The sequence below is a fragment of the Arenibacter antarcticus genome (assembly GCF_041320605.1).
Taxonomy (GTDB): Bacteria; Bacteroidota; Bacteroidia; order Flavobacteriales; family Flavobacteriaceae; genus Arenibacter; species Arenibacter antarcticus.
The window spans coordinates 644623-668967 of the sequence record NZ_CP166679.1; the positions used below are offsets into that span (position 1 = coordinate 644623).

The 24345-nt window shown below is 38.3% G+C and carries 21 protein-coding genes; 9 read left to right on the forward strand and 12 right to left on the reverse strand.

From position 1 onward, the window contains the following. Positions 1-56: 56 nt before the first annotated feature. The 6 genes from KCTC52924_RS02735 to ilvB form a co-directional block, all read right to left on the reverse strand. On the reverse strand, positions 57-1151 hold the full coding sequence (locus KCTC52924_RS02735) for an ABC transporter ATP-binding protein (RefSeq protein ID WP_251808959.1): 1095 nt from the start codon (positions 1149-1151) through the stop codon (positions 57-59). A 97-nt stretch (positions 1152-1248) separates the two neighbouring features. Further along, entirely contained in the window at positions 1249-2874 is a 1626-nt protein-coding gene (locus tag KCTC52924_RS02740; RefSeq protein WP_251808958.1) for an iron ABC transporter permease, read from the reverse strand. 139 nt (positions 2875-3013) lie between these two features. Further along, the gene (locus KCTC52924_RS02745) at positions 3014-4045 is read right to left on the reverse strand and encodes a Fe(3+) ABC transporter substrate-binding protein (RefSeq protein ID WP_251808957.1); all 1032 of its coding nucleotides are present in this window, start codon (positions 4043-4045) and stop codon (positions 3014-3016) included. Between the two features lie 296 nt (positions 4046-4341). Then, positions 4342-5583: a threonine ammonia-lyase IlvA gene (gene ilvA, locus KCTC52924_RS02750; protein ID WP_251808966.1), complete on the reverse strand. Its 1242-nt coding sequence runs from the start codon at positions 5581-5583 to the stop codon at positions 4342-4344. An 86-nt stretch (positions 5584-5669) separates the two neighbouring features. Continuing rightward, on the reverse strand, positions 5670-6182 hold the full coding sequence (ilvN, locus tag KCTC52924_RS02755) for an acetolactate synthase small subunit (protein ID WP_251808956.1): 513 nt from the start codon (positions 6180-6182) through the stop codon (positions 5670-5672). Positions 6183-6188: 6 nt separating this feature from the next. Continuing rightward, positions 6189-7883: a biosynthetic-type acetolactate synthase large subunit gene (gene ilvB, locus KCTC52924_RS02760; protein ID WP_251808955.1), complete on the reverse strand. Its 1695-nt coding sequence runs from the start codon at positions 7881-7883 to the stop codon at positions 6189-6191. Positions 7884-8298: 415 nt separating this feature from the next. On the opposite strand from ilvB, the gene KCTC52924_RS02765 reads away from it, so the two are divergent. Together KCTC52924_RS02765 and KCTC52924_RS02770 are read left to right on the forward strand one after the other, a co-directional pair. Further along, positions 8299-8760: an outer membrane beta-barrel protein gene (locus KCTC52924_RS02765; protein ID WP_251808953.1), complete on the forward strand. Its 462-nt coding sequence runs from the start codon at positions 8299-8301 to the stop codon at positions 8758-8760. Between the two features lie 125 nt (positions 8761-8885). Then, complete coding sequence (locus tag KCTC52924_RS02770) at positions 8886-11321, forward strand: TonB-dependent receptor (protein ID WP_251808952.1); 2436 nt, start codon at positions 8886-8888, stop codon at positions 11319-11321. Positions 11322-11487: 166 nt separating this feature from the next. Here the strand turns inward: KCTC52924_RS02770 and KCTC52924_RS02775 are convergent, their stop codons facing one another. Then, a complete protein-coding gene (locus tag KCTC52924_RS02775) occupies positions 11488-12507 on the reverse strand; it encodes a zinc-binding dehydrogenase (protein WP_251808951.1) in 1020 nt (339 codons plus the stop codon). 430 nt (positions 12508-12937) lie between these two features. On the opposite strand from KCTC52924_RS02775, the gene KCTC52924_RS02780 reads away from it, so the two are divergent. Both KCTC52924_RS02780 and KCTC52924_RS02785 read left to right on the forward strand, forming a co-directional pair. Beyond that, positions 12938-13276: a CidA/LrgA family protein gene (locus KCTC52924_RS02780; protein WP_251808950.1), complete on the forward strand. Its 339-nt coding sequence runs from the start codon at positions 12938-12940 to the stop codon at positions 13274-13276. Next, positions 13269-13973: an LrgB family protein gene (locus tag KCTC52924_RS02785; RefSeq protein WP_251808949.1), complete on the forward strand. Its 705-nt coding sequence runs from the start codon at positions 13269-13271 to the stop codon at positions 13971-13973. The genes KCTC52924_RS02780 and KCTC52924_RS02785 overlap by 8 nt, the downstream gene beginning before the upstream one ends. A 100-nt stretch (positions 13974-14073) precedes the next feature. Here KCTC52924_RS02785 and KCTC52924_RS02790 read toward each other — a convergent pair whose 3' ends face one another. Further along, on the reverse strand, positions 14074-15201 hold the full coding sequence (locus KCTC52924_RS02790) for a sialidase family protein (protein ID WP_251808948.1): 1128 nt from the start codon (positions 15199-15201) through the stop codon (positions 14074-14076). 337 nt (positions 15202-15538) lie between these two features. Here KCTC52924_RS02790 and KCTC52924_RS02795 point away from each other — a divergent pair, with 337 nt between their 5' ends. The 3 genes from KCTC52924_RS02795 (at position 15539) to KCTC52924_RS02805 (ending at position 17782) form a co-directional block, all read left to right on the forward strand. After that, a complete protein-coding gene (locus tag KCTC52924_RS02795; protein WP_251808947.1) occupies positions 15539-15985 on the forward strand; it encodes a GNAT family N-acetyltransferase in 447 nt (148 codons plus the stop codon). Between the two features lie 55 nt (positions 15986-16040). Further along, complete coding sequence (locus KCTC52924_RS02800) at positions 16041-16994, forward strand: tRNA-dihydrouridine synthase (protein ID WP_251808946.1); 954 nt, start codon at positions 16041-16043, stop codon at positions 16992-16994. Between the two features lie 290 nt (positions 16995-17284). After that, the gene (locus KCTC52924_RS02805) at positions 17285-17782 is read left to right on the forward strand and encodes a hypothetical protein (RefSeq protein WP_251808945.1); all 498 of its coding nucleotides are present in this window, start codon (positions 17285-17287) and stop codon (positions 17780-17782) included. 76 nt (positions 17783-17858) lie between these two features. Here the strand turns inward: KCTC52924_RS02805 and KCTC52924_RS02810 are convergent, their stop codons facing one another. Beyond that, complete coding sequence (locus KCTC52924_RS02810) at positions 17859-18899, reverse strand: zinc-dependent alcohol dehydrogenase family protein (RefSeq protein ID WP_251808944.1); 1041 nt, start codon at positions 18897-18899, stop codon at positions 17859-17861. Between the two features lie 463 nt (positions 18900-19362). Here KCTC52924_RS02810 and KCTC52924_RS02815 point away from each other — a divergent pair, with 463 nt between their 5' ends. Both KCTC52924_RS02815 and KCTC52924_RS02820 read left to right on the forward strand, forming a co-directional pair. Next, the gene (locus KCTC52924_RS02815; RefSeq protein WP_251808943.1) at positions 19363-19731 is read left to right on the forward strand and encodes a hypothetical protein; all 369 of its coding nucleotides are present in this window, start codon (positions 19363-19365) and stop codon (positions 19729-19731) included. A gap of 445 nt (positions 19732-20176) precedes the next feature. Continuing rightward, positions 20177-21025: a DUF1080 domain-containing protein gene (locus KCTC52924_RS02820; protein ID WP_251808942.1), complete on the forward strand. Its 849-nt coding sequence runs from the start codon at positions 20177-20179 to the stop codon at positions 21023-21025. 79 nt (positions 21026-21104) lie between these two features. Here the strand turns inward: KCTC52924_RS02820 and KCTC52924_RS02825 are convergent, their stop codons facing one another. The 3 genes from KCTC52924_RS02825 to KCTC52924_RS02835 all read right to left on the reverse strand — a co-directional run bounded on the left by KCTC52924_RS02825 (position 21105) and on the right by KCTC52924_RS02835 (position 24323). Then, positions 21105-21737: a hypothetical protein gene (locus KCTC52924_RS02825; protein WP_251808941.1), complete on the reverse strand. Its 633-nt coding sequence runs from the start codon at positions 21735-21737 to the stop codon at positions 21105-21107. Positions 21738-22007: 270 nt separating this feature from the next. Next, positions 22008-23378 (reverse strand): MBL fold metallo-hydrolase RNA specificity domain-containing protein, encoded by a 1371-nt coding sequence (locus KCTC52924_RS02830; protein WP_251808940.1) that lies wholly within the window; start codon positions 23376-23378, stop codon positions 22008-22010. 93 nt (positions 23379-23471) lie between these two features. After that, complete coding sequence (locus KCTC52924_RS02835; protein WP_251808939.1) at positions 23472-24323, reverse strand: ATP cone domain-containing protein; 852 nt, start codon at positions 24321-24323, stop codon at positions 23472-23474. Between the last annotated feature and the right edge of the window lie 22 nt (positions 24324-24345).

The window sequence follows — 24345 nt, forward strand, 5'->3', positions numbered from 1 at the left end:
GAGATGTGCTGCTGTATCTAAAAACTAGACTAACAGGGCTCAACTTAAAATGGGTATTAGGATTCGGTTTCTTTGACCTTAAAATTCTTGAGTTTAAACCGCACTATATCCCCAGGCTTCCAAGATTGTACTGAAGACCTCAGCAAAATACGCTGCGTATCGTCCATTGTGGTGCCCTCGCAATCGTTGGCACAACTAGTACATCGGTTACAGCATACTTTTAACTGCATATGATCGCCCAGGTACATACACTGTTCTACCATCCCACAGAGGTGTGGCTCCTCTGCGTTGCAAAAATCGGTTTCCTCGGCCCTAAAAAACAAATTCACCTTATCTCTATTTACCGATAGCGGACAATTCTTTGGTCCCGACACAAAACCAAAGGGAGTTTTAAATCCTCCTGGCGCAACGGTAGCCACCACGTTGTTCGATTTCCCGAACAGCTCCGCTACATAGGAAGAGTTAGGGTCGTTATATAAAGCATCCGGGGTATCTATCTGCAATAATTTCCCGTTCAGCATTACCGCAATTTTATCGGCCGTAGAGAAGGCATCCTTAGTATCGTGTGTCACCAAGATGGCGGTGATACCCATGGCTTTGATTATCTGTCGCACTTCCTCACGTACTTGATCGCGCAGAATAGTATCTAAATTACTAAATGGCTCATCCATCAACAACAGTTCTGGTCTTGGCGCAAGTGCCCTAGCCAATGCAACTCGTTGCTGCTGACCCCCAGAAAGTTGATGGGGGTATTTTTTTACATCCTCCTTTAAACCGGTCAGATTAATAGTTTCATAAACCCGTTGCTCGGCCTCCTTTTTTTTGAGACCTTTTAATCCAAATGCAACATTTTCAAAAATGGTCAGGTGTGGGAACAAGGCATAATCTTGAAAAACCATCCCCGTTTTTCGCTTATTGGCGGGTAAGGATTTACGACCGCTCACAATAATTTCTCCACTCAGTTGAATAGTTCCCGAATTGGGATGCTCCAGTCCTGCAATCAACCGCAATAAGGTTGTTTTCCCCGAACCGCTTTCTCCAACAAGCGCCAATATCTCCCCTTTCTCCAATGAAAAAGACACCTCATCCACCGCATAGGTGTCGGCGTTCTGATATCGTTTACTAATATTATTTAATTCAATAATCGCCATTTTCATTCGTTTTATCTGCTTTTGTCTTCCGATAAGAAAGCAGCTGTTCCTTCGTATCGTCTTTCATCAAAAGCTATTGTCCCTCCTTCTCCTCCTATCATTCCTTTCTACTAATCATATTATTCAGCACTATAATAGGTATCACTCCCGTTAACACCACCACCAGGGAAGCGTTTGCCGATTCTGCTATCATCTCATTGGTCGCCATATCAAAAGCTTTGGTCGCTAGGGTATGGAAGTTGAATGGTCTCAAAATCAAGGTCAGCGGGAGTTCCTTTAATATATCTACAAAGGCCAATAACACCGCTCCTGCAATACTGTTCTTTATCAAAGGTAAATCTATTTTCCACAAGGTCCTTAGGGGTGAAGCGCCCAAGGATCGTGCCACCTCATTTACCGAGGCCCCAGTTTTCTGAAAACCTGCGTCAATAGCGTTATAACCTACCGCCATAAACCGAACAATATACGCCACCACCAAGATAAACAATGTTCCCGATAAAATCATCCCTAGCTCATGTGATATTGCCCAGTTAATTTTCCGATCTAGGCCCATCATCGGGATCATAACTCCAACTGCAATAACCGCACCAGGGATAGCATAGCCCAAGGAAGCGGTACGCGCAATATGTTTAGTCCATCTCAGGGGACTTAGTCGGGTGGCATACAATAGAAATATGGAAATAACGGCAATGGCCACCGCGGAACCGATTGCTAGGGAGAAACTTCTGAAAATTAAGATACCGAATTCAGAGTCCACCACATTGCGCCAGGTAAGGGATACCCAATAAAAAAGTTGTGACAGTGGAAAAATAAAGCTAATCAGTAAAACTACCATGCACAGGACTGTATACAACCATCGTGTACTTTTACGTCTAGGCATGATCCTAATTGCCGGCTTGGTACCAGCACTGCCAGCATTCCAATTCCGACGCCCTCTTTGGATATTCTCCAACCAGATCAGCACTAAAACTATTACGGTCAAAATTGCGGAGAGATAAATAGCGGTATTAATGTCCCCAAAAGAAAACCAGGCCCTAAAGATCCCGGAGGTAAAAGTATCTACCCCAAAGTATTTCACCGTACCGTAATCATTTAAAACTTCCATACCCACCAAGGCTATTCCTCCCGCTACTGCCGGTCTGGCCATAGGAAGGGCAATCTTTGCGAACATCTGCATCCGATTGCTGCCCAAAAGAAAGGCCGCCTCTTGCATGGCACTGGATTGGCGCATAAAAGATGCCCTACAAATTACATAAACGTAGGGGAACAGACTTATAGAAAGAATAAAAATGGCCCCCGGCATATTCATGATATCGATGATGGCCCCTTTAAAATGTATATCGAAGTTATTGCGAAAAAACGCCTGTATTGGTCCAGTATATTCCAATATTCCCACATAACTATAACCCATCATATAGGAAGGAAAAGCAAGGGGAAGAATTAAAAGCCACTCAAAATACTTACGTCCGGGAAAATCGTACACAGAGACCAACCACGCCATACTCACCCCGATAAGAAAAGTAAAGACGCCTACCCCGAGCAATAAAAGAAAGGAATTGATGAAATAAGAGGGCAATAAATTAGACGCAATATGCCCCCAATGCTCTCCGGGCTTATCGAAGAGCTTGATCAGAATAGTGAAGATTGGGGTCAGTACTAGAAGCAATATTACAATTGCCCCTCCCGTCCACTTATTCCACCAATAGGTGGTTCTTTTTGCCATTTAATTATGTGAATCATTGTTTTGGGCTTCTATTAGAAAACCAAAACATTTAATACTTTTAGATAAAAATCAAGGCAGGTCTATATCAATACAAACAAGAAACAAACCCACTTCCCTAGATCTTAATCCCTTTTCCCTATTATTTCCAGCCAGCCTCATCAAAAATCATAACGGCCTTGCTATTGTATTCCCCAAGTTTATAGAGCTCCACGGAATCTGCTTTAAAATCACCCCAGGTCTTTAAAATGGAAGCCTTAGCGGCCTTCGGATTAATTGGGTATTCGTAGTTTAAGTTTGCCAAGGTTTGCTGAGCTTTTTCTCCTGAAAGGAACTCCATAAGCTTAACGGCATTGTCCTTATTTGGTGCATATTTGGTCACCCCTATCCCGCTAACGTTAATATGGGTACCTCTTCCGTCCTGGTTCGGGAAAATAATCCCTACACTCTCTCCGGCCTTGCGCTCTTCCACGTTCTCATCGTTCAACATCAGTCCAATATAATAAGTGTTTACCACTGCTATATCTCCCTCTCCGGAAGCCACTGCCTTTACTTGGTCACGATCGCTGCCCTTTGGATTTCTAGCCATATTTTCGACTACCCCTTCTGCCCACTCCTTGGCCTTTTCTTCGCCATCGGCCAAAATTATAGAAGCCATCAAAGATTGGTTATAAACATTCTCGGAAGAACGGATTACTACTTTACCGTTCCATTTTGGATCTGCCAGATCTTCATAAGTTTTAATATCCTCTGGATTCACCCTGTCTTTGGCATAGGCAATAATCCTTGCCCTGTAGGTAAGCCCGTACCAGTACCCCTCTTTCTCCCGAAACTTAGGCCCAATATTGGCCTCTAGGATCTTAGAACGGATGGGCTGCAATAGATCTTTTGACTGAGCGCGATAAAGTCTGCCCGCATCCACGGTAATCAGAATATCTGCATTGGAATCTTTCCCTTCCGTTTCCAATCGTTGGATAAGTTCATCAGCACTGGCGTTTACAATATTGACCTTAATACCGGTCTCTTCCGCAAATTTGAAAAAAAGTTCGTCATCGGCCTTATAATGTCGGTGCGTATAGACATTGACCACTTCCGTGGAATTTGTAGAATCCCCACATGCCACGAAAAAAGTCATCAGGATCAGTATAAAACCAAATTTTAAGCTATTACTCATTATTTTTGTTTTTATTTAATCCACAAAGGTAAGCTTATTTAGACTTGTTACAAACAAGAAACAGGGAGATTAGGGTGTAGATTTAGGACTGCCAGCTGGAGCGAGCCTGCCTATGCCAGCAGACAGGCGTCCTACTCGTGCAATTTATATAAGTGCCTATCCTATTTTATATATGCCCTAATTCCTAAACATCCATTCAAGCTAAACACATATCTTCATTTTACATTTTAAAACATTGTCATTTTCCGCATAATTTCTTGCGTTGTGTTAAAACAGAATACTTTTAATTTTAGGTATTAAATAAGGAGTGTAAACAAATCTTCATTCTCATTCAAGTATTGATAATTGTATTTTCTATATTTTAATTGTTCTTCAATCTTAGGAAAATCATTGTGGTTTTTCAATTCAATTCCCACTACTGCAGGGCCACTTTCACGATTATTCGTTTTAGAAAATTGAAAATAGGTTATGTCATCATCGGGGCCCAAAACCGAATTCACAAATTCTTTTAGCGCACTGGGGCGTTGCGGGAAGTTGATAATAAAATAATGCTTCAATCCTTCATATAACAATGATCTCTCTTTTATTTCTTCGGTTCTGGAAATATCATTATTCCCTCCGCTAACAACGCATACTATATTTTTTCCTTTTATTTTTTCTTTGTAAAAATCAAGTGCGGCAATGGTTAATGCTCCGGCAGGCTCTACCACTATGGCTTCCTCATTATACAATCGCAGAATGGTTGTGCACACTTTACCCTCAGGAACCAGAATAATGTCGGTCAAATAATTCTTACATATTTCATAGGTTAGAGTACCAACACGCTTTACTGCCGCTCCATCTATAAATTTATTGACATTTTCCAATGAGGTATTAACCCCATTTCTTATGGAGGTATCCATTGATGCGGCACCGGCAGGTTCCACTCCAATTATTTTGGTATGTGGACTTAGTTGTTTAAATACCGTGCATACACCCGCCGCTAAACCACCACCGCCAATGGGGACAAACAAATAATCTATCGATGTTTGTTGATCATCCAATAATTCTAATGCTAAAGTTCCTTGTCCGGCAATTACTTTTTCATCATCAAATGGGTGAATGAAGGTTGCGGATTGTTCCTCACAATACTTCCTTGCGTGTTGAAATGCTTCATCAAATGTATCTCCTTTTAAAACCACCTCAACTTTATCTTTGCCAAAGAGGTTTACTTGTTTTATTTTTTGTGGAGGTGTAGTAGCCGGCATAAATATAGTTGCCTTTATATTGAGCTTAAAACAGGCATAAGCAACGCCTTGGGCATGATTACCGGCACTGGCACAAACAACTTGTTTATTTTTATCGACATCTGAAAGGGAAAAAATTTTATTGTATGCACCTCTTAGCTTGTAGGAGCGAACAGGCTGTAAATCCTCTCGTTTTAACCAAACCTCAGCAGCAAATTCTTCGCTCAGGTTTTCATTTTTCATCAATGGTGTATGTATCGCAACGTTTTTTATTCGCTCTTTTGCTTGATATACTTTATCTAGAAACCCCATCTCCAATACTCCCTCAAAATTTATGGTTGCCATAATTCTTAGTATTAATTGTTTATACTTTGTTGTTATTAATCGTTATTTAGATTTTATAATTCTTCTAAATAGGCACTTAATTCCTTCATAGGTTTTGTTACCGCTACTCTTCCCGAGCGTACAAATTCTAGCACCCCGTAGGGCTGTAAGTTTTCAAATAGCAATTGTGTTTCTTCAACGTGTCCTGTTTTTTCGATGACCATAAATTTAGGATCCACCGTAAGGATTCTTGCGTGATGTTCCCGTATCACTTTTTCTACATCACCATTGGTCAAGGTTTCCGTTCTAATCTTATACAATGCAATTTCCTGATGCACTATTTCAGAGTCTTCGTGTACAAAGGCTTTAAAAACATCAATTAATTTTTCCAGTTGTCCAACTACTTTATCTACTTGCTCTCTACTAGTTCTTAATACGATAGTATATCGAAAAACTCCTTTTATTTCCGATTCCGACGCTGTGATACTATCAATATTTAAATGTCTGCGCGTAAAAATGATAGTAATGCGATTCATCATCCCGATGCTGTTTTCTGTAAAGACCGATACTGTATATGTTTTTTCCATTTTCAATTAGTTTAAACGTACTTCTGATACGGATGCTCCGGTGGGTATCATTGGGAAAACATTTTCCTCTTTTGCAACCATGATTTCCAATAAGTAAGATCCCTTATGGTTCAGCATTTTTACTAAGGTTTCTTTTAAATCTGTTCTTGCTTCAAATTTCGAGGCTTCAATACTATAAGCTTTGGCAAGAGCTACGAAATCGGGACTTATCATTTCAGTAAAGGAATAGCGTTTTTCAAAGAACATTTGTTGCCATTGACGCACCATTCCGAGAAATCTATTATTCAAAATGATAATTTTCACATCTACTTTACTTTGTAAAATAGTCCCCAATTCTTGCAACGTCATCTGAAAACCTCCATCTCCAATGATTGCTACCACAGGTTTTTCTGGAGCGCCAAATTTTGCTCCAATAGCTGCGGGAAGTGCAAATCCCATAGTACCCAAGCCTCCAGATGTAACATTGCTTTTTGTTTTGTTGTATTGATAATAGCGCGCAGTCATCATCTGATGTTGGCCAACATCTGTCACTACAACCGCTTCTCCATTAGTTATATCTGAAAGTATTTTGATGACTTCGTCCATTTTGATCTCTTCGGAGTGTAATTCCTTCGCGCTTACTTGTAAGGTTTCAACTTCAACTTTTTTAGCGTCTTTAAATTCCTGCAACCAAGCAGTATGTTGTTTCTCTTGTACCAGTTCAGATAATATTGACAAGGCTTCTTTCGCATCGGCATGAACAGCAACATCTGCATGGATAATTTTATTCAATTCAGAGGCATCAATATCAATATGCACAACCTTAGCTTGCTTGGCGTACCTAGAAACATCACCTGTAACTCTGTCATCGAAACGCATCCCTATGGCAATAAGCACATCGCATTCATTTGTTTTAATATTGGGTGCATAATCACCATGCATTCCTAAAAATCCAACATATTGTGGATGATTATTTGGGAATGCACCTAATCCTAACAATGTTGATGCAACAGGAACTCCAGATTTTTCAACAAATCTTAATAAGTCCTTTTCTGCATTGGATAACATAATTCCCTGACCAATTAATAAGAACGGCTTTTGGGCATTATTGATTAATAATGCTGCTGCTTCAACGTTTGTTTTACTTATCTTGGGTTTCGCTCGATAACTTCGGATACGGGTACGTTTTTCATACTGAAACTCCATTACCCCAAATTGTGCATCCTTGGTTATGTCGACCAACACAGGACCTGGCCGACCGGATCGTGCAATATAAAATGCTTTTGCTATGGCAGCAGGAATTTCTTCTGCCTTGGTAACTTGACAATTCCACTTTGTTATAGGCATGGAAATTCCTACCACATCCGTTTCCTGAAAAGCATCGCTACCTAAAAGATGGGAAGCCACTTGTCCGGTAATGCAAACCAATGGGGTTGAATCAATTAAGGCGTCAGCCAGCCCAGTTATTAAATTAGTAGCACCCGGGCCCGAAGTTGCAAACACCACACCTGTCTTTTTGGAAGTTCTGGCGTAGCCCTGAGCTGCGTGAATAGCACCTTGTTCGTGACGCACCAAGACGTGATTTATAGTACTCACATAATCGTACAAAGCATCATAAATGGGCATAATCGCTCCTCCAGGATATCCAAATATAGTATCCACTTGCTCCGCTACTAACGATTTCATTACCGCTTGTGCACCTGTTGTTTTTATTGAGTTCATTTATTATTCTATTAAAATTAATTATCGGTTCCACAACCTGTGGTGGTACATGAAACACATTGATGTAATTGCTACTTCATCAAATAAAAAAAGCCTTTCTCAAATGAATGAGAAAGGCTTAAAATTGGACAATACCAGCCTGACTCACCCAGATGGGCAAATAATAATGATACTAATGATGGCACTGGTTTTCATTTATTGATTTTGGATAAATAAAAAAGCCTCCTGATTTCTCGGGAGGCTTTTTTATATTTTTATTAAAAATATATCTATAGCTTTCCCTCTGCAGATGCGATAATCACAATTGCACTAATAATTGAAGAAATTATAGTTATATTTTTCATTGTTTTTCTAATACAGTGCAAATCTATGCAAAAAAATAGACGAATAAATATTTTTAATAATAAAATTAAAAATGATTGGAAGGGGTAGGTATTTTAGTACATGTTTTCCACCCGTAAACGCGTTTAGAAGTATCTATGAGGCAACAAAAGAGGACTTTCTTTCAACTGAACAAAATACATTAAGTATGTTTGCGCAAAACACCTTTAAAATTGTCAAAAGTTTTAATGCTGAATTTTCAGCTTGGTATAGTTCTCTTTCCTTTTGGAATAGAACTTTTAAAACTAAAAGTATTAGGGGTTTAAATATGGCATTCCAGAAGTGTTTTTTTGACGAGAAACTTTCTACAAAACAAGGGTTTATTGTTATCCTTTATACGTCATCGTGGCGAGGCACTACTCAGTCTGGTGATGTAAAAATGGAGGGTGGTAGCAGACAGGTCCAATTTAACTTGATTTATAATTTTGGCAGAAAAGATATCAAAAAAGAGCGAAGTAAGGATACAGGTATAGAAGATGAAAAGGGTAGGTTCTAAGTGCTGAAATATGACTAATTATTTATTATCAGTGAATTAATCTACTCTCGTCACTTCCCTTTAAAAGCGATTAAACATTAATTATTTAGAGCATTTATTTTACATTTCACTAAAGTTAATTGGTTATGAATAAATATGTCTTGTTTTTCTATTCTTTTTTATTGCTCACCTTTTCTAGTTTTTCACAAAAAAACGGCCGAATTATTGGAAATATTCAGGATAAAAATACTTTGGAGAGACTTATTGGTGTTAATATATCTATCGAAGGAACTTCGCTGGGAACTATAACAGACGATACTGGACGGTTTAATTTAATGTTACCGGTTGGAACATATACTGTTACCGCATCTTTTTTAGGGTATAAAACAGCTACCTTATACAATATCGAGTTAACCTCTGGGAATGATCGTATTATTAACTTTGAAATGGAGCCAGAATCGGAAGCACTAGAAGGTGTTGTGATTAGCTATAACAGAAATACATCGGTAAAAACTACGGATATGATCACTCCGCTTTCTGTTCAGCAATTGACTTCCCAAGAAATCAAATCCAATCCGGGAGGCAACTTTGATGTTTCTAAAGTTGTACAAACCTTGCCTGGTGTTGGTCTTAGTAATGGAGTAGGAGAACGTAACGATATTATAGTTCGCGGAGGGGCGCCAAATGAAAATGTTTACTATTTAGACGGCATAGAAATTCCAGTTTTAAACCACTTTCAAACCCAAGGAAGTTCGGGGGGTGCACAAGGCATCTTAAATGTGTCTTTTATTGAGAGTTTAAAACTTACTACATCTGCCTTTGACTCCAAGTATAGCGATGCTCTTTCCTCTACGTTCGTCATTAAACAACGCAATGGAAATCCTGATCGATTTTCTGGAAATGTTCGTGTGAGTTTAACAGAAACTGCCTTAACATTGGAAGGGCCGTTATCCCCTAAAACTACTTTCTTAAGCTCTGTTAGAAAATCCTATTTAGGTTTACTTTTCAAAATCGTTGATTTGCCAATTCGTCCAGATTTTTACGATTTTCAGTACAAGGTAAACCATGAGTTTGATAACAAAACTACCTTAACCGCTATTGGCATTGGTGCGATAGATAATTTTAGCTTTGCTCCCACCAAGGAGTCTACTCCAGAGGACACTTATGTGCTTCGCTCAACTCCATATATTAATCAATGGACCTATACCACAGGTTTTAATCTCAATAGAAAAATCAAAAATGGTTATATGAATTTCGCGCTCAGCAGAAATATGTTTCATACTACTATTGACAAATATGAAGATGAGCAAAAAATAGAACAAAATCGGACTTTATTAATTAACTCTAATGAAATTGAAAATAAATTTAGATTCGATTACAATAAATTTGTGAACGGATGGCGCTTTTCTTCAGGCTTAGATGCGCAGTATGTTACATATTCTGGAGACGTATTTAATAAAATAAGTAACGAGATCAAAGACGATACTGGCACAGTTATTTCGCCTGAACGGACAATTGTATTTGACAGCCAAATAGACTTCTTGAAATATGGCCTATTTGCACAAGCAGCCAAGCGCTTCTATAATGATAGATTACTGCTTTCTGGCGGTATTCGTAGTGATATGAATAGTTTTACGAATACAGGCAAAAATCCTTTAAAAACGCTATCACCGCGCTTGTCTGCGTCTTATGGCATAAATGAGCAATGGAACCTTAACGGTTCTATAGGCACATATTTCAAGGCACCTATTTACACCACATTGGGTTTTAAAGATGAAGCAGGTAATTTTATAAATAAAGACTTAGAATACACCCGTTCAACGCATTACGTATTGGGTACGGAATATCTTCCAAATAGATCTTTGAGATTTACATTTGAGGGGTACTTTAAGCGTTATTCGGATTATCCAGTATCAGAATCCACAGGAGTATCTCTAGCAAATCAAGGTACCCAATTTGGATCTGTAGGAAGCGAACGCATTTTATCTATAGGCAACGGACAAGCCTATGGAGTAGAATTCTTCGCGCAACAAAAAATGACAGACAGACTATTTTACGTGGCAAGCTACTCCTATGTGGTGAGCAAATTCTCTGGTTCTGATAGCGTTTTAAAACGATCATCATGGGATAATCGTCATTTATTCTCTACAACACTGGGATATCAATTCAATAATAACTGGGATCTAGGTCTAAAATATCGCTTCGCAGGAGGGAACCCGTTTACCCCATTTAACATGCCTGCTTCCCAACAAAATTACTTACTGCTGGGCCAAGGCGTACCAGATGTTGATTTGCTGAATCAAAACAGGTTGTCAAATTATAATCAGTTGGATTTACGAGTAGATAAAAAGTTCAATTTCAAAAAAACTTCGCTTGTGGCCTATTTGGATGTTCAAAATTTATTGATTCAGAAGAATGAATCAAATCCAGATTATACCTTTCAACGCAATGCTGATAACACAGGATTTCAAACAACAGACGGTCAACCCATTCAAATGGATGGAAGCAATGCCATTCCTGTAATTTTAGATAATAAAAGCGGGCATCCTCTTCCTACAATAGGAATTATCTTTGAGTTTTAAAATTTAAATAGTCCTGTTTTTAGGAAGGATACAGTTAGGCCATCTTCCCGCCTTCAGATTGTAGTTTTGCCAGACTTACATTTTTTCTTTTGGGCAAATAGCCCCACTTACCAAGGCAACCTTGTTTTTGAAGGGCTAATTAGTCATCGGTATATCAATGTTATAATTACCATTTAACTACAATTTTTCCCATGGATTGTCGCGATTCCAATAATTGGTGTGCTTCTGTCAATTGATGAATTTCAAACTCACCACCTACATGTGGTTTCAACACACTTTGCTCCGCTAGTTGGATAACGGCTTTCATAGCCCTTCCAATTTTTTCGGGATTTTCATCAGCGATCTTTAGCATATTCACTCCGATAATTCCTTTGGATCCGCCTAAAAATTGAAGCGGATGGTATATACCAAATTGAGCCAATACCTTTAATTTTCCGAAAATAGATTTTGCCTTGCTCATAGACGACACCCCGAATGAAAACAACCTTCCTCCTGAGGCTAGTAGTTGATATCCCTTTTTTACTGATTTTCCACCTACTGGGTCAAAAATCACGTCTAATCCCTTTTTTTTAAGTATAGTTTTAACACTGGATCCAAAATCGGTTTCCAGATAATTTATAGGATGATGCACCCCATTTTTAACTAGATAGTCTATCTTTTCAGCTGAGCTACAAGTACCAAAAACAGTACAATTTCTATCTAATGCCATTTGAACTAGGGCTGTACCGACTCCACCTGCAGCAGCATGTACCAAAACGGTATCGTTTTCCTGAAGATTGGCCATATCATATGCCAAAAAATACGCGGTGGCATACTGCGTTGCCAATGCGACTGCAACCCCTGCTTCCATTGAATCTGGTATAATATTTGCGACTTCATTTTTAGCGATTGCATATTCTGCATATCCTCCAAAACGGGTAAGTGCGGTAACACGATCCCCAATTTTTATATTTTGAACATCTGCACCACATTTAGTCACATACCCTACCACATCATAACCTAGTATCGCGGGTAAAGGCGGCGCTGCTTTATAGAGGCCCAAGCGAGCCATAACATCTGCATAATTAAGCCCAAATGCCTCCACTTTGATCAGTATTTCCTCGGAAGATGGTTGGGGAATATCCACTTCCCTGATTTCAAATGCAGTATGGGATGACCCATATTTCACCAAACAAGCTGCTTTCATAAACACCAATTAAAATATTGAGTATAGAAAGGTAGTAAATTATAGGGTGCGGACTACATAATTGAACGTAGCATTGTGGTAAAGTAATTTTGGGTTTATTTCGACTTTTAAAAGTCGATAATATTACTACAACGAACTATCTTATAAACCGTGAAAATTTAAAACTATAGATTTATCCCCGTGCCTATATAGGAAAATATAGAAAGGTCAAAACAGCAAAAAGTAAGATTGTAATTCACCTACTTCTGAAAATAAATCACATCAACAAAAATGTTCAAAATACTGATTAACAGATGATTAATTTTACCATCTATAAACGGTACCGTTCAAAATTCAAAAAAAACACATAAATCAACCTTTAGCTTATTATATTGCTCTTCACTATTACTATAAAACATATTTTCATCTAGAACGATTCAAAAAATTAAAAATGTTTAAAGGAGTTCTATTCATATTTTTATTCCTAGTGATCGGAGAATTAATAGTATATCTATTTAATCTTCCAATAGCAGGTAACATTGTGGGTATGGTAGCAATTTTCATGGCCCTAAAGTTGAAGGTCATAAAGTTGAATGATGTTAAACCCGCCTCTGATCAGTTTATAAAGTATATGGTATTATTTTTTATACCTTACGGGGTGGGGCTAATGACCTTTTATGACGTACTAAAAATTCATTGGCTCGCCATTGTTGTCAGCACAATTATAAGTACCATTCTAACTCTATATATAACTGGCATCCTTTTACAAAAATTTGGAAAGAATGAGTGAAATCTATCTGCAACCTCTTTTCGGAATTTTTATTACCCTACTGGCTTTTCAACTGTCCAAACTCATAGGACGCAGATGGAAATTTGTCCTTTTTAATCCAGTTTTACTTTCTGTAGTATCTATAATTTGTTTTTTAGTCATTTTTGAGATTGATTTTGAAGCCTATAATATTGGTGGGCAATATTTAGGGTTTTTATTAGGGCCTACGGTTGTAGCTCTAGGAGTTCTCTTTTATGAAAAATATGAACAGATAAAAGCAAATATGCTGCCTTTTGTCTCTGCTGTAGTTATTGGAGGAACCATAAGTATTATTTCAGTGTGTGCCATAGCACTAGTACTAGGTGCCTCAGAACCGATTATAAGATCTATCGCCCCAAAATCTGTCACAACACCTATAGCTTTGGAAATCGCTAAAATAATTGGTGGTGTCCCCTACATCTCCGCCGGTATAGTTATTGCAGTGGGAATCTTTGGAAATGCTTTTGGCCCAGCCATTTTACGCAGTATGGGAATAAATAACAAAAATGCAATAGGTGCAGCCCTAGGAACTGCTGCCCACGGAATTGGTACCGCCAGAGCCTTGGATGAAGGAAAGCTTCCAGGGGCCTATGCTGGATTAGCCATGTGTGTAAATGGGTTGCTGACCGCCCTAATTACGCCCTATATCGTAAATCTAGTCCTGTTGTTATACCTCTAAAGCAATTCATATAATTAAAAAGTCCCCAACTTTTCAAGGTCAACGCTGTATTTGCGCTACAAGCCGATAAAATGGGCACAAGAATAAATTGGAGAAACAATTATTTTTCATAAATCCAGTCGATATTTAGTTTTGTGATATCGGTAACTGAAAGCCCAGTTCCCGAAGGTTTGTCTCCGGCACAGTAACTCAGCAACACATTTTCACCTCCTTCTATAAAATGAACAGCCATATAACAATACCATCCATCCGGATCATCTTCTATATTTTTTACATATTTCCAAGTAGCACCTTCATTATTCGATAGCGCTACTGTTAAAGGTGTTCGTTTCCCAATTAAATTAGTGTTGCTGCCGTCGTTATTGTTCCATACCATTAGCCAATCCCCTGTTGCCGGAATTATTTCGATGGTAGCAGGTGACAAAGGGGAAGGAATAGTACTAGACTGAATAGGACTCCAAGAATGTCCTCTGTCTGAAGAGAATGACAATTGCTGGAAACCTCCACTGGCTCTAATGTACATCATTACCCTGCCGTCCTTCATCTCTATTAAACCAGGTTCCTGAGTGATTATATCCATTGCATTGGGTACGTTCCCACTCGAAGTCCAAGACCTACCGTTATCATCCGAATAATAGGTATATAAATCACCCTTATTTTTAAACTCCCCGCCCCCAGGAACACTGTGCAATGCCACGGCCATCATTAGTCGACCATCTTTAAGTTGTATGACCCGGTCATTATTGAGTACGAAATATCCTTGTTTATCCTGTATGCATTTTATAGGATTGCTCCAAGTTATTCCTTCATCCTTTGAAATCCGCATCATGGGAATACAATCTTTCGTGGAGTTTTTGAGCAAGTAAAAAAGTGCAATTTCGCCGTTTTGTAAACGGAGCAATGAAACCGACATCACATTCATTCCTCCTTCATTCGGTACAATAGTTTTATCTTCTGTAGACCAGGAATCACCTTCATCTTTTGAATACCTTGCAACCAAGGATGCCGGAGCATGATCACTGGTCGATTCTCCATAATACTTACTATATATAAACATGATAGTGCCGTCTTTTAAAGTAATAAAATCACCTTCACTATTGCGTGGATTATCCAATCCAGGATTTAGAGCTAAGACTTTTTTGGGCTCCTTAGTATCCAAAGATTGAGAAAAAGACACCAAGGCTAACAAGAAACAAATTACGATACTACCTATGGTTTTAAATTTCATTTTTATATATTTCAGGTTAACAAAGCTTTCGGAATAATTTCAAAATTTTTATTAATATGATGGTTTCTTTAATTCTTATAGACCTATATGGCAACTAGTGTATTGCTAGTAATACAACTATGAGTTGTTTAAAGTAGCTAATTTCATCGTATTTACATTCTAACATTCAGGACTTCTAAGAATATAATTGGGTATAGCAGCATTTGGAGGGCCCAAAGCTACGTGAGCCTGCCTATGTCGGCATACAACTGCTCCGCTAGTGCCTTATAAGTCATTTTACTAAAGTTCAACCTACCGATACCGAACAACCTAGTTTAAAAATAAACTTTCGATTAGAATGATTTTTAGAGCGGCAAAAGTGAATGACATAAAACAGATGCAAGTAGTAAGGAACTCTGTGACCGAAAACACGTTATCAAATCCCGATTTAGTAACAGATGAAGAATGTTTAGCATTTATAACAAAAAGAGGCAAAGGATGGGTATGTGAAATTAACCATCAGATTGTAGGTTTTTCCATAGTGGATTTAAAAGAAAAGAATGTTTGGGCGTTATTTATAAGCCCCGAATTTAAAAAAAAGGGTATCGGGAAAAAGCTTCTCGGTATAATGCTCCATTGGTATTTTAAACAAACAAAATCCAGCCTTTGGCTAGGAACGTCTCCAAAAACAAGAGCGGAAACATTTTACAGAAAGGCTGGATGGACAGAAATTGGGACTCACGGAATTGGCGAAATAAAATTTGAAATGACTTATAAAACCTGGAAAAAGCACAATAGGGAGTAAACCTAAGTCAAAACCATCAACCAATTAACCTATCTTTGTCCAGCTAAACAACAAGATGGCTCCTACTCTACTTTCATCCCCTTTACAAGGCTTTACAGATTTCAGGTTTCGTAATGCCTTCAATCATTACTTTGGTGGTATAGATACTTTTTACGCCCCTTACATTAGGTTAAATGGAAAGCTAAAAATTAAGCAATCCTATCAAAACGACCTTTTACCAGAAAACAATACTACTTTAGAGGTAATTCCCCAGGTAATCACTAACGATCCAGACGAGTTTTTATATGTTGCCAAATACGTACAGAGTTTAGGCTATAACGAATTAAATTGGAATTTAGGTTGCCCTTATCCAATGGTTACTAAATCTGGAATGGGCTCTGGCTTAATTTGCAATCCTAATAGAATTAACGAGGTTTTACACAGAGCACATAACGAAACAGATATTTTGGTTTCTATGAAAATGAGAATGGGATACGAAAACGCAGAAGAAATTCTAGACGCCTTTCCTATTTTAGATCAATACCCGCTTAAAAACATCGCTATTCACGCAAGAATTGGAAAACAACTCTACAAAGGACCAGTAGACTTGGATGCTTTTGAAAAATGCATCAGCAGCACCAAACACAAGTTGTACTATAACGGGGACATTACTAGCGTTTCTGCTTTTAAAGCCATTGAAAAACGTTTTCCTAATATCGATCATTTTATGATTGGTCGTGGTTTAATTGCCGATCCATTTTTACCAAGTATGATAAAAAATAACACTACGGAATATCCCAAAAACCGATGGTCTATTTTTTCGGAATTTCATGACACCATTTACCAGCAATACGACGAGTACTTATCTGGGCCAACACCTATAAAAATGAAAATGCTAGGTTTTTGGGAGTACTTTTCCCAATCTACCTCAAACCCACAAAAAACATACAAAGCCATAAAAAAGGCTGATAATCCAATAAAATACAGAAAAGCGGTCGATCAAATTATGAACACAGAATTGAAACTTTAAAGCACATTTTAAAGGCTTCCTATATAAGTAAGTAGTCGGCTACGCTTACTACGGACTGGAGTGCGGATGAAGTTTGGCTCGCCCAAAGCCACTTTCCTAACCGATTACGGGTAAAAAGGTGATTTGGAAATTAAAATTGGAGCCTATTTAGTTCAGAATGGAGGTTCATCCATTCTTTTTTTTTAGGAATCAGTATTGATTTACTATGTTCGTATACAAATATAAGGTGATGATTAATTTTATCCCATTGTTCCGCATAATGCTAGTGCAAACATTAAACAGACACCAAAATGAGAAAGATATTTTTAATTCTATTGACATTTGGACTTTTTGCCTGTAACCAGCAGAAAGACAACACAAAAATATTACAAAACCGTATTGACAGTTTGGAAATCAAAATCGCAAATACGTACAAACCTGGCTTCGGAGACTTTATGAGTAGCATACAGGCACATCACTCTAAACTATGGTTTGCAGGACAAAACCAAAACTGGAAACTTGCCGACTTTGAAGTGCACGAAATAATGGAAGCCATTGAAGACATTCAGAAATTTCAAGCTGGCCGAAAGGAAACCGAAATGATAGGAATGATAAATCCTGCGTTAGATAGTATCAACAATGCCATTGAAAAGAAAGATCCCGTGTTATTCGAAAATAGTTACACCTTACTGACAATTAGTTGTAATAAATGTCATCAAGCAGTGGACTTAGGATATAATGTAGTGAAAACACCCGATAGTTCTCCTTTCAGCAATCAGGACTTTAAACCACTAAAAGACTCCAAATAGATGTATGCTAATACCTAAGAAGCGTTCATGTTAGGCTTCAATGGCCGCACGAACGCTTCTTAGTTATTAGCAATAGTTATTCATTGGTAATAATAATTTTCAGTGCTTTTTCTTCGGCACCGTTTAAAAACACTTGATAAGCATGCTCAAGCTCTGAAAGCGGGAAATGATGTGTAATCATTTTCTTTAGATCCAAACTATTCGTAGAAACCGCTTTTAATAGCATAGGAGTTGTATTCGTGTTAACAAGTCCAGTGGTTATAGTAAGATTTTTAATCCATAGTTTGTTGATTTCAAAATCTACCTTTTTGCCATGTACTCCTACATTGGCAATGTGAGCACCTGGTTTTACTATTTTTTGGCAAATATCCCAAGTTTGAGGAATTCCAACAGCTTCTATAGCAACATCAACACCATCGCCATCAACTATTGCTTTAATAGCAGCTTCTACATCTGTAGTTCCAGAATTAATGGTATGTGTAGCACCTAGTTCTTTGGCCAATTTAAGCCTATTATCATCTAGGTCGACCATGATGATTTTAGAAGGAGAGTAGAACTGTGCTGTTAAAAGGGCAGACATACCAATAGGGCCTGCGCCAATAATGGCAATTTCATCTCCAGGTTTCACCTTACCATATTGAACGCCTATTTCATGACCTGTTGGCAAGATATCACTTAGTAAAACTGCTATTTCATCATCAATAGTTGCTGGTATTTTGTGCAAACTATTGTCGGCATGTGGGATTCTAACATATTCCGCTTGTACCCCATCAATCATATAACCTAAAATCCAGCCTCCATCTTTACAATGTGAATACATTTGTTTTTTACAATATTCACAAGAACCACAAGAAGTAATACATGAAATTATCACTTTGTCTCCCTTTTTAAACTGAGAAACACTATCCCCAATTTCTTCAATAATACCCACACCTTCGTGGCCGAGAATACGTCCACTTTCAACTTCTGGGTTTTTACCTTTGTAAATACCTAAGTCAGTTCCACAAATCGTTGTTTTTAATACTTTTACAATTACATCTGTGGGCTTAAGGATCGTAGGTTTTGGTCTTTCTTCCAAAGCGATATTATGATCGCCATAATAAACTAATGCTTTCATATTTTTATGTATTTATTGTTTATAATTATTCTTAACGTGCAACTAGATACCTATACTACAGGTTATTCCCCAAGGTGAAGGAGTAAATGGAACGATGCTTATTTTGACCATCTCCAATAGGCAGATATCTCACCTATCAAGGTAGTGGTATAGACTGGCAGAATAAATGATATATGTCATGGAATACACCGCAATCTCGAGATTACCCATGTAGGGAAATAGGCGTTCCCATCGTACTTTTGAAACTATTCTATTGAGCTTCTCAAAACGCTTACTTGCGTCTCCAGAGTAAGCCCCCAAACCCTGATCTGATAAGAACATAGAAACGGGAAAACCAATTCACTTCGCAACAATTGCAACTCGCATTCTAGCTTCAATGCATAAAAGGTTAACACAATAACAATAGGGTGTTTCATATCTTAAATGAAGGATATAGCTTTGTAGAATAATTAAAAATATGAATATGAAAAAATCGATAAAAATTTTAGGCCTACTGTTTATCACAACAATTTTAGTTGCATCGTGTAGCAAAGAAAATGACCCTGTGGATGACAATTTTTTTGTTGGAACATATAAAGGATCGGTAAGCTTCTCAGAGTCAGACAGCGATACTACCATCTCCACCTCTGACGGGAAGGTTACACTCGTTAAGGTAGGTGATACTTATAATTTTGATTTTTCGGACGGTATTCCGAGCTTAAAAGGAATAAAAATGGAGAAAAATCAAAGTGTACTTCTATCCTTAGATGGTGCGATCAAAATTGACGAAGGTACCTTGCTCATTGGCTACAACAAAGACGGCAAGAATTGGGTTGCCAATTGCAAGAGATAGTCAAAAATAAATGTCAATGTAAAAGGGCCATTCTGTACAGAATGGCCCTTTTACATAAAATAAGTTGCTACTTATCTCATTGATCCCATGTGAAAATTATATGGGAAACATCATTATCCATGGTAAACCCGCTCACGATAATCCCAGGAGAAACTTGGCGCCATGATCTGAAGAATAGCACAGATGTTGACCAATACATAGGGAAATTAGGCTTTGAAGGGATAGGCATTCCCGAACATCCAGTTTGAAATTTAATTGGAAAGCAATAGCGATTAAATATAAAAAGGTGATTATTGGCAGTTTTCATACTAACATATGATTTTTATAGATCACAAACCTACCAATTGGGGGTATTTCCAATTAAAAATGATAATTTTATCGTTTAGAGAATTCCCTTGGGGGCCACAAATCAATAAATTAAATCGAATATTTTTAAACCTTATCCATGAAAAACAACTTTTACAATTCTGTTCCGGTGCTAACTTTAATTATGGTGCTATCTCTCTTTCTAAATAGCTGTGGTACTGCGTCTAATTTAAAGTGGGAGCAAATGTATAATGGGAAAGACCTAAGCAATTGGAAAATTAAGATCAGGAACCATGAATTGGGTGATAATTTCGCCAATACTTTTCAGGTAAATGATGGAAACATACAAGTGCGTTACGATGAATACACCAATTTTGATGAGCAATTTGGACATCTGTTCTACGAGAAGCCATTTTCTTCCTATCTCATAGGTGTAGAGTACCGCTTTGTTGGGGATCAAGTGAAGGGAGGTCCTGGTTGGGCCTATAGGAATAGTGGGATAATGGTACACGGCCAAGATCCCGCAGAAATGACCTTAGACCAAGATTTTCCAAATTCCATAGAAGTACAGCTATTGGGTGGGAACGGAAAGGACGAGCGCTCTAATGCCAACCTTTGTACCCCCGGAACCCAATATGTAAAAGATGGCAAAGTAATGAAACCACATTGCGCCAATTCTACCTCCAAAACCTTTCAGGGTGACCAATGGGTACGGGTAGAAGTATTGGTTTTGAACGATTCCTTAATTGTACACTACGCCAATGGTGAAGAAGTAATGCGCTACAACAGGCCCCAGTTAGACCCTGTAAAAGGTGAAGAGGAAGGACAACTATTAAAAGGTGGTACTATTTCCCTTCAAAGTGAAAGTCATCCAGTAGACTTCAGAAAAGTCGAAATAGTAAACTTGGAGAAAGTTGCGGATGATCCAGTAAAGCTTCAGCAAGCCATTGACAAATTAATGGCTGAAAAACGCATTCCACAACAGTAAGATTTCAAATAAAAATAGTAGTGTAGAACCTCCCTTTCTGGGAGGTTCTTTTCGTTGTAATGCTCCCTAAAAAAGGATTTTATTTATTTCTGAATACAAGGTCCTGTTTTTCCATTGCTATTACTACCAATTTAATATAATCATCCATGGTCTTACCAATATTATTTGGGTCCTTAATATCTAAGGCCCCTCTCCATATCAATGATCTTTCTTTGCCTACACATATACAATACAAAGAGGTTTCTGCATGGTAGATCTTAAATTGATCATAATAATCCTGGTCATAATAAATACCTTGGCTACCCATATAATCGTCCTTAAATCCGCCATAGAAATTATTGAGATTGGACATAATTTTACGGAAAGTCTGCTTATCTTCAGTACCGGCCACCTTGGTAAATAATATAGCATCAAAATCCTTGTCTAATAACTGCTCCTCCAATCTGTCTAGCTCCTTCTCCGTTTTTTTGGTGTTCGTAAAGGCCACGTCAAAGAGGTCTATACTTCTCATAGCCTCCACGCCTCTTTTATCAAATTCCTTTTTAAGACGTGTCTCAAAATCTTGCCTAACGGCACTATCGTTGGCCATCCCAACAATCAGCACCTTATAGGCATCAAACAATACAATATCCGGATTCTTATAATTTTCCACCATCTCTACGGAGGAACATCCCATTAAGCATACGATTGCAAATACCACTAATTTTTTCAACTTTCTAAATTTTGGTTATAAATATCTTTTAATATAGGCACAACTACAAGTATTAGGCTAACTTATAATAGTGTTGAGCTCAATAATAGCTTTAGTGCTTTCCTATTTGCATATCATTTCAAGTACCGTTCAATACAAATTGACCTTCCTCTACGACCAACATACCCCTCCACATGGTCTTTCTTCACCTCCCTCCCGCCCCAGAAGCATTAACGGTGTTGGTAAAAGCAACTACGAAAACTCGGTAGTGCCACTAGGGAATTGCTTGGATCAAAGAGACAATTCCACTACTTCATGAAGGTGGGGCACATGAACTTGCCAACCGTTGCTCGTTTTAATTTTAACTCTAAATGCATCTAGGGATGCGGGTTCTCCATGTATTAAAAAAGTGCGTTCTGGAATATTTTTAATTTTCTGGATCCAGTGCAATAATTCATTCTGATCCGCATGTGCCGACAGACTTTCTAGATGTTTGACCGTAGCTTTGACCGGGATATATTTTCCGAATATTTTTATTTCATGGGCCCCGTCATACAATTGCCTACCCCTAGTTCCCTCGGCCTGATAGCCCACCAACAAAACCGTTGTAGAAGTCCTGTCCACCATCTGTTTAAGATACGTAAGCACCCTACCTCCGGTTACCATCCCACTTCCAGCAATAACCACCTTTGGTCTAGGGTCGTCTATGGTTTTCCAAGTATCCCCATAAGATGTAATTATATTGAAATGATTGCACATGGCCTTGTATTCCTTTATAGACAATTTGTGCCATTGCGGATAAGTTTCAAATACCGACAACACATTATTCCCCATGGGACTATCGATGAAAATAGGGATATTGGGAATTTTATTTTCCTGGTACAGCTTCCACAATAGATACATTAAAGACTGCAGTCGTTCTACGGCAAAGGACGGTATAATTAAATTTCCGCCTTCTCTAATGGTTCTAGTAATTAACTCTGCCAGTATATTTTCCACATCCTCTTCGGGATGCAGCTTATTGCCATAAGTACTTTCCAAAAACAGATAATCTGCCCATTCCGGACGTTCTGGCGGAAATAACAACAAATCCTCACTACGACCAACATCTCCAGAAAATACAAACATTTTACCATAGAGATCCACCTCTATAAAAGTAGCTCCAATAATATGACCGTTATATCTAAACCTAAACCTGATGTTTTCGGACAATGGGATCCATTCGTCCTTTTCACTATATGAAAACATCCCTATAGTTTTCTCAGCATCCTTATGATTGTAATAAGGCAGTGCGGGATTATGTTTGCTATATTCCTCTTTATTGGCTCTTTCCGCTTCTTCCTCATGTATTTTGGCACTATCCCTTAGGATGATACCAGCAATGGCCAAGGTGGGTGGCGTCCCTATTATATCTCCCTTAAAACCTTCTTTCACAAGGCGGGGTAAATACCCCGTATGATCTAGATGACCGTGGGTCAGCAGCACGCAATTTATTTTGGAAGCGTCTATTGGTAAAGGTTCCCAGTTAAGTTCCCGTAATTCCTTTACGCCTTGGAACATTCCGCAGTCTACCAATATATTCTGTTCAGGGGTTTCAAGATAAAACTTGGACCCTGTAACCGTACCCGAAGCACCCAAAAAATGAATCTTTACCTTGTTCATAAATACTGTTTTAGCGTGACTTTAAACTGTTGTTTGTTAGAAAATAAACCCTTAGAAATTAAATGCACTAATTTGCCCAGCTCAACCCTTTATTCAGTGGCTCCCATGACTGCTGAGTTGGCTTAGTTCCCTAATTATATTTTGTTTTCGAGTCTTGGAAATCCCCAAATGATCCAGAAAAAATTGATCTTTAATAAGCTGCCTACACAGCACCACATCCCTACTCAATAAAAACTGCTTTTCCCTTTTGGTCAATAACTGAGATACGGTAATGGGATACAGGCCCAGCCGATAAATACGGTCCTTTAGACCATTGTCTTTGGGATAATCCCAACTCAATAAGTGCAATCCTATGCATGTACCGTATTTAATGGCATCTTCAGTAAAACGGGTATTGGTAACAACACCTCCACTTACCAACTTTACATCATGCTTCCCATTTTTTTCCCATTGTTGTTTTACATCCTGAAAACGCGAATGGATATAAAGTGGAACCCTCACATTACAATTGCGCCCTTCCTCTCCATGAAATTTACATTCCAGAAGGTACAGCTCACCATTTTTCTCCGCAAAAACATCAATTTCATGGGTTACACATAGGCCAGGCATAATTTTGCCGACTTTTGTTTTATAGCCCGAATACTCCAAAATGGCCGCAACGAATTTTTCGAATGGGAATCCAGTGGGTCCCAATTCATATATGGCTTTTTTTAACTTGTACTTGGCTGCAAAAATTGCCCCTTTATTCTTTAACAATGCAAAGGCACGGTTGTAAATTTCCTTGGAAGTTATCCCTTTATAAAGCTCTTCCCTTACCTGCCCAACTATTTGTTCAACCAATTCTTCCCCCGCACCACACTTCCTTAAGGAATTGCGCAACTTACTTGTGGAGAATTTATCTTTCTCCCCAGAAGATTTAATGATATCTATAAGAACTTCATCCACAGTTATTTCTTTTTAGTTTAGT

Bases quoted from the DNA above. Each gene is read 5' to 3' on its own strand.
- KCTC52924_RS02785 (WP_251808949.1), top strand. From the start codon at position 13,269: ATGAGTGAAATCTATCTGCAACCTCTTTTCGGAATTTTTATTACCCTA.
- KCTC52924_RS02780 (WP_251808950.1), top strand. From the start codon at position 12,938: ATGTTTAAAGGAGTTCTATTCATATTTTTATTCCTAGTGATCGGAGAA.
- KCTC52924_RS02775 (WP_251808951.1), bottom strand. From the start codon at position 12,507: ATGAAAGCAGCTTGTTTGGTGAAATATGGGTCATCCCATACTGCATTT.
- KCTC52924_RS02805 (WP_251808945.1), top strand. From the start codon at position 17,285: ATGAGAAAGATATTTTTAATTCTATTGACATTTGGACTTTTTGCCTGT.
- ilvA (WP_251808966.1), bottom strand. From the start codon at position 5,583: ATGGGGTTTCTAGATAAAGTATATCAAGCAAAAGAGCGAATAAAAAAC.
- KCTC52924_RS02740 (WP_251808958.1), bottom strand. From the start codon at position 2,874: ATGGCAAAAAGAACCACCTATTGGTGGAATAAGTGGACGGGAGGGGCA.
- KCTC52924_RS02810 (WP_251808944.1), bottom strand. From the start codon at position 18,899: ATGAAAGCATTAGTTTATTATGGCGATCATAATATCGCTTTGGAAGAA.
- KCTC52924_RS02815 (WP_251808943.1), top strand. From the start codon at position 19,363: ATGAAAAAATCGATAAAAATTTTAGGCCTACTGTTTATCACAACAATT.
- KCTC52924_RS02735 (WP_251808959.1), bottom strand. From the start codon at position 1,151: ATGGCGATTATTGAATTAAATAATATTAGTAAACGATATCAGAACGCC.
- KCTC52924_RS02800 (WP_251808946.1), top strand. From the start codon at position 16,041: ATGGCTCCTACTCTACTTTCATCCCCTTTACAAGGCTTTACAGATTTC.
- KCTC52924_RS02770 (WP_251808952.1), top strand. From the start codon at position 8,886: ATGAATAAATATGTCTTGTTTTTCTATTCTTTTTTATTGCTCACCTTT.
- KCTC52924_RS02820 (WP_251808942.1), top strand. From the start codon at position 20,177: ATGAAAAACAACTTTTACAATTCTGTTCCGGTGCTAACTTTAATTATG.
- KCTC52924_RS02745 (WP_251808957.1), bottom strand. From the start codon at position 4,045: ATGAGTAATAGCTTAAAATTTGGTTTTATACTGATCCTGATGACTTTT.
- KCTC52924_RS02765 (WP_251808953.1), top strand. From the start codon at position 8,299: ATGATTGGAAGGGGTAGGTATTTTAGTACATGTTTTCCACCCGTAAAC.
- ilvB (WP_251808955.1), bottom strand. From the start codon at position 7,883: ATGAACTCAATAAAAACAACAGGTGCACAAGCGGTAATGAAATCGTTA.
- KCTC52924_RS02790 (WP_251808948.1), bottom strand. From the start codon at position 15,201: ATGAAATTTAAAACCATAGGTAGTATCGTAATTTGTTTCTTGTTAGCC.
- ilvN (WP_251808956.1), bottom strand. From the start codon at position 6,182: ATGGAAAAAACATATACAGTATCGGTCTTTACAGAAAACAGCATCGGG.
- KCTC52924_RS02795 (WP_251808947.1), top strand. From the start codon at position 15,539: ATGATTTTTAGAGCGGCAAAAGTGAATGACATAAAACAGATGCAAGTA.
- KCTC52924_RS02830 (WP_251808940.1), bottom strand. From the start codon at position 23,378: ATGAACAAGGTAAAGATTCATTTTTTGGGTGCTTCGGGTACGGTTACA.